The organism is Streptosporangium sp. NPDC004631 (assembly GCF_053601935.1).
Genome location: NZ_JBSGCR010000011.1, coordinates 196,845 through 208,702 on the forward strand (window position 1 = coordinate 196,845; position 11,858 = coordinate 208,702).

General features: G+C 69.8%; 7 protein-coding genes. 2 read left to right on the forward strand and 5 right to left on the reverse strand.

Annotation, left to right across the window (positions count from 1 at the left end):
- Positions 1-156: 156 nt before the first annotated feature.
- The gene (locus ACWEF2_RS14460) at positions 157-531 is read left to right on the forward strand and encodes a VOC family protein (protein WP_453815254.1); all 375 of its coding nucleotides are present in this window, start codon (positions 157-159) and stop codon (positions 529-531) included.
- A 103-nt stretch (positions 532-634) separates the two neighbouring features.
- Here ACWEF2_RS14460 and ACWEF2_RS14465 read toward each other — a convergent pair whose 3' ends face one another.
- The 3 genes from ACWEF2_RS14465 to ACWEF2_RS14475 all read right to left on the reverse strand — a co-directional run bounded on the left by ACWEF2_RS14465 (position 635) and on the right by ACWEF2_RS14475 (position 4,915).
- Positions 635-1,102 (reverse strand): hypothetical protein, encoded by a 468-nt coding sequence (locus ACWEF2_RS14465; RefSeq protein WP_453815256.1) that lies wholly within the window; start codon positions 1,100-1,102, stop codon positions 635-637.
- Between the two features lie 30 nt (positions 1,103-1,132).
- Complete coding sequence (locus ACWEF2_RS14470; protein WP_453815258.1) at positions 1,133-3,217, reverse strand: molybdopterin-containing oxidoreductase family protein; 2,085 nt, start codon at positions 3,215-3,217, stop codon at positions 1,133-1,135.
- 138 nt (positions 3,218-3,355) lie between these two features.
- A complete protein-coding gene (locus ACWEF2_RS14475; RefSeq protein ID WP_453815260.1) occupies positions 3,356-4,915 on the reverse strand; it encodes a M28 family metallopeptidase in 1,560 nt (519 codons plus the stop codon).
- 963 nt (positions 4,916-5,878) lie between these two features.
- On the opposite strand from ACWEF2_RS14475, the gene ACWEF2_RS14480 reads away from it, so the two are divergent.
- Positions 5,879-8,230, forward strand: a complete 2,352-nt coding sequence (locus ACWEF2_RS14480; protein WP_453815262.1) for a lysylphosphatidylglycerol synthase transmembrane domain-containing protein — start codon at positions 5,879-5,881, stop codon at positions 8,228-8,230.
- Between the two features lie 103 nt (positions 8,231-8,333).
- On the opposite strand, the gene mgrA is transcribed toward ACWEF2_RS14480, so the two are convergent.
- Together mgrA and ACWEF2_RS14490 are read right to left on the reverse strand one after the other, a co-directional pair.
- Positions 8,334-9,362, reverse strand: a complete 1,029-nt coding sequence (mgrA, locus tag ACWEF2_RS14485; RefSeq protein ID WP_453815264.1) for an L-glyceraldehyde 3-phosphate reductase — start codon at positions 9,360-9,362, stop codon at positions 8,334-8,336.
- Positions 9,359-11,437 (reverse strand): S9 family peptidase, encoded by a 2,079-nt coding sequence (locus ACWEF2_RS14490; protein WP_453815265.1) that lies wholly within the window; start codon positions 11,435-11,437, stop codon positions 9,359-9,361. Before ACWEF2_RS14490 ends, mgrA begins: the two co-directional genes overlap by 4 nt.
- Positions 11,438-11,858: the final 421 nt, after the last annotated feature.

Consider the following 11,858-nt stretch of genomic DNA (forward strand, 5'->3'; position numbering starts at 1 on the left):
GGATCCCCGATGGGACTGAAACCGGGAGCTTCCAGGCAGGGTGGGGCCGGGCCGACCGGCGGTCTCGCCGGGGGTGCGGATCGACCCGGCGCCGTCGGCGGGCGACGGGAAATAACCTGCTTGACGCTTTAGGTGGTGTCGCGGTTGGGTGGACCCATGATTGACGTTCAGTGCGTGACCTTCGACTGCGCCCGGCCGTACGAGCTGGCGACCTTCTGGAGCCGGGCCACCGGCGGCGAGATCCACCCCGAGACCGGACAGGACGACGACGAGGTCCTGCTCCAGGGCACACCGGACCTGCTGTTCATCAGGGTCCCCGAGGGCAAGTCGGTCAAGAACCGCGTCCATCTGGACGTCACCGGCGCCGACGGCACCACCCGTGACCAGGAGGTCGAGCGGCTGCTCGGGGTCGGCGCCACGATCCACGACGACCGGCGCACCCCCGAGGGAAGCGGCTGGGTGACCATGCTCGACCCGGAGGGCAACGAGTTCTGCGTCTGCCGGGCCGACTACGAGAGGACGCCGGGGTGACGTCCCACCGGTGAGCGGGCGGGGCGCGCGATCCCCGCCGTACGGCCGGGGCCCGGACCGGGGCGGCGCGGAGACGGTCCCGTGGTGCGGGCGGGGGCCCGCTCTAGGGGCGGTAGGGCAGCGAGGGGCGCCCCCGGCCTTTCAGCGTCAGCGCCAGGAGCGCGGTGATCAGATACACCGTCACCCCGCCCTGGAGCGCGTCCAGCGCCGCGCCGAACACGCCCTGGTCGTCGATGACGAGCTGCACCGGATACATGAGCGCGGCGGCGCCGAGCGCCGGGTAGAGGGAGAAACGCCAGGGGTGGCGGAGCGCCCAGAGCCGGGCCTGCCGCGTCACCCGGTCCCCGGTGTTGGGCCTGCCGACCGAGCCGACGGCCGCGATCAGCGCGAACAACCCGATGCCGAGCGTCAGCGCCCAGGTCAGGTCCCCCCTGCCCGGCAGGATCACCCCCAGGCCGAAGCTGGCGGCGGCGGTCGCCCCCCCGGTCACCGCGGCGGCCTTCCAGGGCGCCCCGCGCAGGGCGGCACCGGCCAGGGACATCTCGTCACGTCGAGTCAGTTCGTCGTTCATGACATCAGACTGCCCTTCCGACCCCCCTCCTCACATCGGGGAGGAACCCTGATTTCGACCCTTGCTTTCGTCGCGGAACGCGCGAGGTCCGCCGAGGCCGTCCGAGCCGGAGGCGGGAGCGACCTCGACCAGGTTGTCGTGGTAGACCGCGCCCCGGCCCATGTCGGCGTCACGCTCCTCCACCACGGCGTTCACCGTCGCGCCCCCGGCGCTCAGCTTGCGCCAGTGCCCCTTGGTGGAGGCCACGACGCCGGGCCGTACCCGGTCGCTGATCTCCGCCACGGCCTCGAACTCGCCGTGGTCGTTGAACACCCGGGCCCGCCCCCCGTCGCTCAGCCCCCGCCGCGCGGCGTCCTCGGGGTTGATCAGGATTCGCGGCCCCTTGGAACGCCGCAGCAGCTCGGGGTTGTTACCGAAGGTGGTGTTGAGGAACGTGTGGGCGGCGGGGGTGATCAGCGCCAGCGGGTACGGCCCGCTCCCTGCGGAGGCCGTGCGCGGCGGGACGTAGGCGGGCCCGGTCCCGAACTCCAACCGGCCCGAGGGCGTCGGGAAGCCGTCGGCGAAGGGCACGAACGGTTGCGGCACGTTGAGCCGCACCCAGCCCTCCTTACGGAGCCGGTCCACCGTGACGCCCTCCAGCGACGGATGTCCCGAGGTGAGCAGCTGCTCGGCCAGCTCCAGGTCGGAGTCGTACAGCGACGGCTCGGTCAGCCCCATGTGCCGGGCCAGGCGGCGGAACGTCTCCGTGGTGGACAGGCACTCGCCCGGCGGCTCGACCGCGGGCTCGTTCCACATCAGATACATGTGCCCGTAGCCCGCGTGCAGGTCGACGTGCTCGATCTGCATGGTCGCCGGCAGCACGATGTCGGCGTAGTCCACCGTGTCGGTCGGGAACTGCTCCATCACCACGGTGAACAGATCCTCGCGCAGCAGCCTCTCGCGGATGCGGTTCTGGTCGGCGGTGGAGCCCATCGGGTTGGCCGCGTACACCCACAGGCACTTCACCGACTCGTCCAGCCCTTCGGCCAGCCGGGTCATCGTGAGCTGCCGGACCGGCTCGGCGAGCAGGTCGTCGCGGGTGTCGATGTTCAGGTGGATGTGACCGCTGGTGGAGTAGGCGACCCCGCCGCCCGGGTGGCGCCAGTCGCCCGTCACGCCGGGGATGGCGGCGATCGCGCGCAGCGCGGCACCGCCGCCCGCGTGCCGCTGGATGCCCATCGTGGCCCGGATGCCGGTCGGGCGGGTGCGGGCCAGCCGTACACCCAGGGCCCGGATGTCCCGCTCGGGCAGGCCGGTGATCTCCGCCGCCAGCTCCGGGGGGCAGCGCAGGATCTCCGCGCGGAAGTCCGCCCAGCCGCTCGTGTGCCGGTCGAGGTAGTCGCGGTCCTCCATGCCCTCGGACAGGACCACGTTCATCAGGCCGAGGGCCAGGGCCGCGTCGGTGCCGGGCCGGATCGGCAGGTGCTCGTCGGCCTGCTCGGCGGTTCGGGTGCGGATCGGGTCGATCGCCACCACGTACGCCCCGGCGGCGCGGGCGTCCTGGATGAACTTCCACAGGTGGTGGCCGCTGGTCAGCGTGTTGGTGCCCCAGAGCAGGATCAGCCGCGACAGGGCGAACGTCTCCGGATCCATCCCGCCGGGCGTGCCGTTGATGTGCCGCAGCCCGACGTTTCCCGCGGTGGAGCAGATGTTCAGAAAATGCTTGGAGGCGCCCAGGACGTTCCAGAACCGTCGGCCCGCGATCCCCTCGGAGCCCTGGACGTAGCCCAGCGTGCCGGTGCCCAGGTACGGCCAGATCGCCTGGCCGCCGTGCTCCTCGACGATGCCGCGCAGCCGTACGGAGATCTCCTCCAGGGCCTCGTCCCAGCTGATGGGCTCGAACCTGCCGGACCCCTTGGGGCCGGTCCGCCGCATCGGGCGCAGGATGCGGTCCGCGGCCCGGGTGTGCTCCAGGTAGCGGTTGACCTTCACACAGAGCGCGCCGCGGGTGTACGGGTGGTCGGGGTTGCCGCGCATCTTGACCGCCTCGCCGTCCCGGACGGTCACCACCCACGAGCACGTGTCCGGGCAGTCCAGCGGACAGGCCCCCAGAATCTGCAGTTCGCCCAGTGCCATGCCCCGACTTTATCCGGGCGTGGCGTTCTCCGGCCGGGCGCGGGGCTCGCGCGAGGAGGGCGGGGGAGGGGCATGTGAGAGGGGGTGAGGCCTGTCCGGCCGCACCCCCTCGACCTCAACGCGTCGGGGACGCCGGTGTCACCTCTCGACCCCGGCGTGGTCGTGGTCGTTCCCGAGACCGCCGCCGCCGGTTCCCGGCCGGCTGGAGCCGGGGGTCCCGCCGCCGGGCAGGTCGTCGCTGTAGGCGTAGACGAACGCCGCCGTCGCGATCGCGCCGGTGTTCACCGCCAGCGCGCGGTCGCTGATGTTCCTGACGGTGTCGCAGGCCTGGTGGTAGCACCTGTCGTACGGCGCCCCGGCCTCGCCGCCGAACGTGGCGGCCTGCGCGGCGGTCTTGATGCCCTCGGCGCCGGTGAACAGGCCACCCGCGGGGATGCCCGACGCGATGAAGGGGCCGTAGTCGGAGCGGCCGGTGAAGTCGGTGCCGATGTGGGGCTGGCCGATCGCCCTGAAGTACGACTCGAAGAGCTTCTCGATCTTGTCCGATCCGGGGGGACCCGCCGGAGCGCCCGTCCTGTCGGAGTCGTCGCCGTCGTAGATCCCGTAGATGAAGTTCGGCGAGGCGATCATGTCGAAGTTCAGATACAACTTGATCTTGGCCTTCTCCTCGGCGGAGAGGTTGGCCACGTAGTGCTTGGAGCCGAGCAGGCCCAGCTCCTCGGCGCCCCAGAAGGCGAAGCGGAGCCTGTTCCTGGTCGGCAGGGCGCCGGCCTTCAGGGCCGTCTCCAGCACGCCGGCGCTGCCGGAGCCGTTGTCGTTGATGCCGGGCCCGTCGATGACGCTGTCCAGGTGGCCGCCGAGCATGACGACCTTGCCGGGGTCGCCCCAGCGGCTCTCGGCCAGGACGTTGCGCGTCTTGCGGTGCAGGTCGCTCTCGGTGTCGGCGACGAGCGTGACCTTCGACCCGGTGGCGGCCAGCTCGTCGCCGACGGCGAAGGTGGCGCCGACGACGGGGATGTGGGTGGTGGGCGCGCCGATCGTGCCGCTCAGCAGGACCCTGCGGTCGTTGGAGCCCGCCCCCGCCTGGCCCTCGTTGAAGATGATCACGCCGGCGGCGCCTGCCGCCTCGGCGAGCTCGGCCTTCACCTGGAAGTTGCAGGTGCCGCGCTGCACCAGCGCGATGTTGCCCGGCGTGAAGCCCGCGAAGTCGCTCGCCTCACAGCCCGAGGTGGAGCTCGGCGTCGGGCTCGGAGGCAGGACGAGGTCCACCCCCTGCACGGGGGCCGTGACGTTGCCCGAGCCGGAGTAGGTCATGGTCTTGAAATCGGTGTCGAGCACGTACTTCTTGGCGGCGGGTTCGACCCGGTCGAGCGCGGCGTCGGTGACGTTGCGGAAGAACGGGAACTCGAACTCCTGCAGGGTCACGCTGTAGCCCGCCGCCCGCAGCCTGCCCGCCACGTAGGCGACCGAGGCCTCGTGCCCCGGGGTTCCCGAGGCGCGGGTGCCACCGCTGGCGTCGGCGATCCGCTGGAGCTTCTCCAGATGCCGCTTGACGGACGGTGTCTTGACGGACTGGCTGAACGTCCTGGCGTCGGGCTCGGGTTCGGCGCTGGCGGAGCCGGCCGAGACGATGGGGAGGGTCATGGCCGAGGCCGCGGTGACAGCGGCCAGTAAACCCTTGTACGCGCGTGCGCGCATGCGAAACTCCTCTAACGAGAGTGGAGCAGGAAATACCCCGTGATCGCGATAAGCGGAACGTAGTATGTCCAATCGCGATCTTTAAAGACCGATCTCACTTTTGTTATCGAGTGGAGTCAAACCAGTGTTCGGGGTGTTCCCCGCAGCCACTTGACGGTCGTGGTGTCGCTGCCGTGAAGGCTCGCAGTCATGTGCCGCCGCGCGCCTGGACGGCCCACGGCCGTCCGAGGCGTTCCCCGCCGTCTCCCGGGCACGAGTGGTCGCCGGAGGTGGCTGGGGTCGGGTGCGGTGAAACCGGGGCTGTGGCGATTGAGCTGCGGCACATGATGATCATCTTTCCAGGTCAACGCTCACTGCGGCTATCATCACCGCAGGTCAGCTGGTCAATTCTCAACCTCGGATAGGTACGCGATGTTCGCCAGATTGATCTTGTCTGCGCTGACACCCCCGGCGAATCGGACGTTCGACATCCTCTCCGGCGACGGTGCCGGTACCGTCGGGAGACCGGCCGCCGACGTGTCGGCGCCGCCACGGCACCGGATCCCTTTCTCCGCCGTGTCCGGACGCCGGACCGCCGGTCTCCCGCTCCACGTTCGCCGCGCCCGGCGTTCCGGTCTCCGCGCGTCAACACATGATCACTTGGTCCGCCGCGCCGGAGGCGGCATTCTCCACGATCCGCGTACGGCGCCGCGCACCGCCGACGTATTCGCCGGTCACGGCGCCGTCCGGCATCATCGGATGCCCTCTTTTTCGATCTCGGCGGCCAGGATGGGAGCTATGTGATCAAGGCCGTCAGAGGTCGGAGAGATAGGTATGACGTCGATTGTGGGCACTGAACGAGAAGATCAGTGACGCACTTGTAATGCGGAACGTGCAGAATCGCAGGCGGTGACGGAAATCAGGGAACGTGACAGAGCGTCGTCCGTCGATGGTGTGGAGCCGTCGGCGGGCGGTGGTTCCGTCGTGCTCGTCATCGAGCCGCTGCTCCCGCAGCGCATCCGCCGCCCGTCCGACCTGCTGCGCTTCCTGGCCACCCTGATCGGGCTCGTGGCCGTGGTGCTGCTCGCCCTGGTGGCGAAGAAGACGCTCAACGGTCTCGAAGGCGACGTCATCGACGGGACGAACCGGGCGCCGTTCCTGCTCAGCGGTCTGGTCGGCGTGCTGAGCGGCGCGGCCATGCTCGGAGTCCCCGCCGCCTACGCCATCGAGCGGGTGCTCCACCGCGACGGCCTGAGGGTCGCCGAGGGCCTCTTCGCGGCGATCGCCGGCATGGTGCTCTCCTTCACCCTCGGCGAGTGGATCCTCAAGGCCGGCCCGGAGGACCTGCAGGTCCTGCTGACCGGGGGCAGGAGCGGAGTCGAACCGCTCAACACCCTGCTCACCTCGGTCATCGCCTACGTCACCGCGGCACGGATATCCCGCCGCCCCACCTGGCGCGCGGCCCTGTGGAGCGCGGTCGCCCTCAACGCGGCCGCCCTCTTCGCCGCCACCGCGGCCACCATCCTCGGCATCGTCGTCTCGATCCTGGTCGGCCTGGCCGTCGGCTACGCCACGCTGTACGGCCTGGGCAGCCCCAACACCCGGCCGCCCGGCAGCGCGGTCATCGCCACCCTCACCAAGCTGGGCTTCGCCTCGGTCAAGGCGCACAGGCTGGACGACGACCACCAGAGCAGCCGGAGGTACGCCGTAGGGCTCAGGGACGGCAGCCGCCTCGACGTCACCGTGCTCGACCGCGACCGCCAGGTCGCCGGGCTGCTCTACCGGCTCTGGCGGCGGATCCGGCTCAACACCGAGACCCGCCGCCGGGCCATCCGCTCCCTCCGCGCCGAGCTGGAGCGCGAGGCCCTGATGGCGTACGCCGCGCAGGCCGCCGGGGCCAGCACACCCCGGCTCGTCGGCACCAGTGAGATCGGCACCGAGGCGGCGCTGCTCGCCTACGAGCACATCGACACCCGCCCGCTCGACGAGATCCCCGACGACGAGATCGACGACAACCTGCTCGCCCAGATCTGGGAACAGGTTCTGCTCCTGCAGGTCCAGCGGCTCGCTCACCGGCGGCTGACCGGTGACAGCATCCACGTCGACCGTGAGGGCCGGGTCGTCCTCATGGACGCCCGCAGCGGCGAGATCGCCGCCGGCGACCTCCTGCTCCGACTCGACATCGCCCAGCTGCTCACCTACCTCAGCCTGCGCGTCGGCGCCGACCGTTCCGTCGCCGCGGCAGCCGCCGTCGCCGGACCGAACACGCTGGCCGGCGCACTCCCGCTGCTCCAGCGGATCGCGCTCACCCGCGAGACGAGGGCCGCCCTCAGCAAGGACAAGGAGCTGCTGACCGCGATCCGCGAGCGGATCGTCGAACTCGAACCCAAGGTCGAGACCGAGGAGGTCCGGCTGGAGCGCTTCCGCCCCCGGACCCTCATCACCATCATCGCCAGCGCCTTCGCCGCCTACTTCCTGGTCTACTACCTCACGCAGATCAACCTGAACATGATCACCTCTGCCAAGTGGGGCTGGACCGGGGTGGCGCTGGTCGCCGCGGCACTGAGCTACGTCGCCGCCGCGCTGATGCTCAGGGGCTTCGTGCCGGAGAGGCTCCCGCTGGGCCGTACGGTGCTCGTCCAGTTCGCCGGGTCGTTCGTGAAGCTGGTCGCCCCCGCCGCGGTGAGCGGCGTCGCCATCAACAGCCGCTACCTGCAGAAGCGCGGCATCCCGCCCGGTCAGGCCGTGGCCAGCGTGGGCGCCTCCCAGCTCATCGGCCTGGCCTCGCACATCTCGCTGCTCCTGCTGTTCGCCTACATCACCGGCTCCAGCGCGGCCACATCCTTCACCCCGTCGCGCACCCTGGTGTTCGCCCTGCTGGCCGTGGCCATGGTGGTGCTGTTCATCCTGAGCGTTCCCCGCCTGCGCCGGGTGCTCACCGGGCGGCTCCGCTCGCTGTTCTCCGGTGTCATCCCCCGGCTGCTGGACGTGCTCCAGTCGCCCCGGAAGATCATTGAGGGCTTCACCGGCACCCTGCTGCTGACCATTTTCTTCGTGGTCTGCCTGGACGCCTCCGTCCGCGCCTTCGGCGGATCACTCAACTTCGCCACCGTCGCCATCGTCTTCCTCGCCGGCAACGCCATCGGCTCGGCGGCGCCCACCCCCGGTGGCCTCGGCGCCGTCGAGGCGTCCCTCTCCGTCGGCCTGACCCTCTCCGGCCTGCCCGGAGAGGTCGCGACCTCGGCCGTGCTGCTGTTCCGGCTGCTCACCTTCTGGCTGCCGGTGCTCCCCGGCTGGGCCTCGTTCACCTACCTGCAGCGACACGAGGCCCTCTGACGCCCCTGAGGTCCCGCCCGGCGTCCGTCCCGTCCGGTCTCTCCTGGAGGGTCCCGCCCGGCGTCCTCGGGATCTCTCGCCGGGGGGGCGGGACCCCTGAGGATCATGCCTCGTCGGCCTCGGTCCAGAGGTTGAGACCCGCCTCGACCGCGTCCCTGTCGATCGCCTCCAGCTCCTCGGCCCCGAACGACAGGTTGCGCACCGCGCCGAGGCTGTTCTCCAACTGCCGGACGCTGCTCGCGCCGATCAGCACCGAGGTGACCCGGCTGTCGCGCAGCGCCCACGCCAGCGCCATCTGCGCGAGAGACTGGCCGCGGCTCCGGGCGATCTCGTTGAGCGTGCGGACATGCCGCATCGTCTCCGCGGTCAGCATCTCCGGGGTGAGGAAGTGCCCCAGCGAGGCCCGCGACCCCTCAGGGACGCCACCGAGGTAGCGGTCGGTCAGCATGCCCTGCGCCAGCGGCGAGAACGCGACGCAGCCCACGCCCTCCTCTTCCAGGACGTCGAGCAGCCCACCCTCGATCCACCGGTTGAGCATCGAGTACGACGGCTGGTGGATCAGCAGCGGCGTGCCCAGCTCCCGCAGGATCCGCGCGGCCTCGGCGGTGTGCTCCGGAGAGTAGGAGGAGATGCCGGCGTACAGCGCCTTGCCCGACCGGACCGCGTGGTCCAGCGCCCCCATCGTCTCCTCCAGCGGAGTCTCCGGGTCGAACCGGTGACTGTAGAAGATGTCGACGTGGTCCAGCCCCATCCGCTCCAGCGACCGGTCCAGGCTGGACAGCAGATACTTGCGCGACCCCCACTCGCCGTAGGGGCCGGGCCACATGTCGTATCCGGCCTTGGTGGAGATGACCAGCTCGTCGCGGTATCTCGCGAAGTCCTCCCGGAGGTGCCGGCCGAAGTTGGCCTCCGCCGAGCCGTACGGCGGGCCGTAGTTGTTGGCCAGGTCGAAGTGGGTGACCCCCAGATCGAAGGCCCGCCTGAGGATGGCCCGCTGGATCTCGAAGGGCTTGTCGTCGCCGAAGTTGTGCCAGAGCCCCAGCGAGACCGCGGGCAGCTTGAGGCCGCTCCTGCCGACCCTGTTGTAGGGCTGACGCCCGTCGTACCTGTCGTCCGCCGCGATGTAGGTCATCGGTTCACCGTGACCGTGTCGAGAATCCAGGAGAGGACGAGCGCCTCCTCACGCCAGGAGTCGTATCTCCCGCTGCGACCGCCGTGCCCGGCGCCCATCTCCGTCTTGAGCAGGAACGGTCCGCCGCGCGCGGTGTCGCGGAGCTTGGCGATCCACTTGGCGGGCTCGTGGTAGAAGACCCGGGTGTCGTTGAGGCTGGTGATCGCCAGGATCGGCGGGTAGGTCCGGTCGTCCACGTTCTCGTAGGGCGAGTACGACTTCATGTACGCGTACACGTCTGCGTTGTGCAGTGGATCGCCCCACTCGTCCCACTCGATGACGGTCAGCGGCAGCGACGGGTCGAGGATCGTGTTCAGCGCGTCCACGAACGGCACCTCGGCGACCACGCCGGTGAAGGTCTCCGGTGCGAGGTTGGCGACCGCCCCCATGAGCAGCCCGCCGGCCGAGCCACCCCTGGCGATGATCGAACTCGACCAGTTCGCCGCCCTCAGGTGCTCGGCCGCGGCGACGAAGTCGGTGAAGGTGTTCTTCTTCTTCTGGAACTTGCCGTCCTCGTACCAGCGGCGGCCCATCTCGCCGCCTCCCCTGATGTGCGCGATGGCGAAGACGAAGCCCCGGTCCAGCAGGCTGAGCCTGGCCACCGAGAACGACGGGTCGATCGAGATCTCGTAGCTGCCGTAGCCGTACAGCAGGGTCGGCGCCGGCCGTTCCGTGCCCTTCCTGACCACGATCGAGATGGGGACGCGAGTACCGTCCGAGGCGGTGGCCCACTCGCGGAACTGCTGGTAGTCGTCCGGGTCGTAACCGCCCAGCACGGCCTTCCGCTTCAGCAGGATCAGCTCCCGGGTCCGCAGGTCGTAGTCGTAGACCGAGGGCGGGGTGACCATGCTGGTGTAGCCGAGGCGGAGCCGCTCGGTGACGAACTCCGGATTACCGGCCGGCGCGACGTCGTAGATCGGCTCCGGAAACGAGATCTCGTACGGCTCGGCGCCGCCCGCGTCCCCGGACCCCTCCGGCAGGACGCGGATGCCGGTGAGGCCGTCCCGGCGGAAGTGCACGACCGTGTGGCTCTGGAAGGCGTCGACGTCGAGCAGCCGGGTGTCCGCGCGATGCTCGATCAGCGGGGTCCAGTCGCCGGGGGCGTCGAGCGGCGCGGTGGCGAGCTCGAAGTTCTCCGCGTTCCGGTTGTGCAGGATCAGGAAGTGATCTCCGGCGTGGTCGATGCCGTACTCGACTCCGGCCTCCCTGGGCCGGACGACGCGGAACTCGCCCGCCGGGTCGTCGGCCTCCAGGATGCGGACCTCGCTGGTGATCTTGCTGCCCGCCGAGAGCACGAGGTAGCGCTCGCTCCGGCTCAGGCCGACGCCGATCCAGAACCGCTCGTCGGTCTCCTCGTGGACGAGCACGTCGTCCGTGGCCGGGGTGCCGATCGTGTGCCGGTGGATCCGGTTGGGCCGCCAGGCGTCGTCGACGGTCGTGTAGAAGAACGTGGTGCCGTCGGCCGACCAGGCTCCGCCGTAGAAGATGCCCGGGATCTCGTCGCCGAGGAGCTCTCCGGTGCCGGGGTCCTTCACCTTCAGGGTGAAGCGCTCGTCGCCGGTGAAGTTGACGGAGTAGGCCAGCAGGGCCCCGTCGGGGCTGACCGAACTGGTGCCGATGGAGAAGAAGTCGCTCTCCCCGGCCAGTTCGTTGCCGTCGAGCAGGATCTGCTCGCCGGGGAGCGGCTCGCCGGCCTTCAGCTCCGGAGGGGTCTCCCCGTCGGCCGCCACCCGGCACTGGATGCCGTACTGCTTGCCCTCCTCGGTGCGGGAGTAGTACCACCAGCCGTTCTTCCGGACGGGGACCGAGAGGTCCGTCTCCAGGGTGCGTCCCTTGATCTCCTGGAAGATCGTCTCCTGCAGGGTTTTGAGATGGGCGGTCGCCTGCTGCGTGTAGGCGTTCTCCGCCTCAAGGTAGGCGACCGTCTCGGGGTCGTCCTTGACCGTCAGCCACGCGTAGTCGTCGACCACGGTGTCCCCGTGGTGCACGCGCTCGCTGGGAACCTTCTTCGCCGTAGGCGGTGTCTGGCTGCTCACCCCGCCGAGTCTATGTTTTCCATGGCCTCCGGCCCGGATTTCGGGTACGGGCTTTGCCGTTCGGTCCCGAGCGGCCTGCGGGGGCTGCTAATGTTCTGACGTCGGCGATGTCCGGCGCAAACCACCCCTTCACTCCGGTGACTTAGGTGTGGCTTGTTCCGTGTCTGCCGACGATTCCCTCAGACCAATGGTTTTGAAGATCGGTTCGCAGAGCCGCTCAGAGGCTGGTAAGTTTGAGGGGTTGCCCTGGGAACAGGGTGGCCTGAATTCCCGTAAGACTCGCTCGATCAAATCAAATGGATCCGAACGGATCGGTTTGACACGGAAAAGCGGGCCTGAAAGAATAAAGGCACGACGAAGTAAACGAAACGCCCTGGAAGCTCCGGCCGATCGGCTGGGCAGATGGTGAACGCGTCCGTTT

Bases quoted from the DNA above. Each gene is read 5' to 3' on its own strand.
- mgrA (WP_453815264.1), bottom strand. From the start codon at position 9,362: ATGACCTACATCGCGGCGGACGACAGGTACGACGGGCGTCAGCCCTAC.
- ACWEF2_RS14460 (WP_453815254.1), top strand. From the start codon at position 157: ATGATTGACGTTCAGTGCGTGACCTTCGACTGCGCCCGGCCGTACGAG.
- ACWEF2_RS14475 (WP_453815260.1), bottom strand. From the start codon at position 4,915: ATGCGCGCACGCGCGTACAAGGGTTTACTGGCCGCTGTCACCGCGGCC.
- ACWEF2_RS14470 (WP_453815258.1), bottom strand. From the start codon at position 3,217: ATGGCACTGGGCGAACTGCAGATTCTGGGGGCCTGTCCGCTGGACTGC.
- ACWEF2_RS14465 (WP_453815256.1), bottom strand. From the start codon at position 1,102: ATGAACGACGAACTGACTCGACGTGACGAGATGTCCCTGGCCGGTGCC.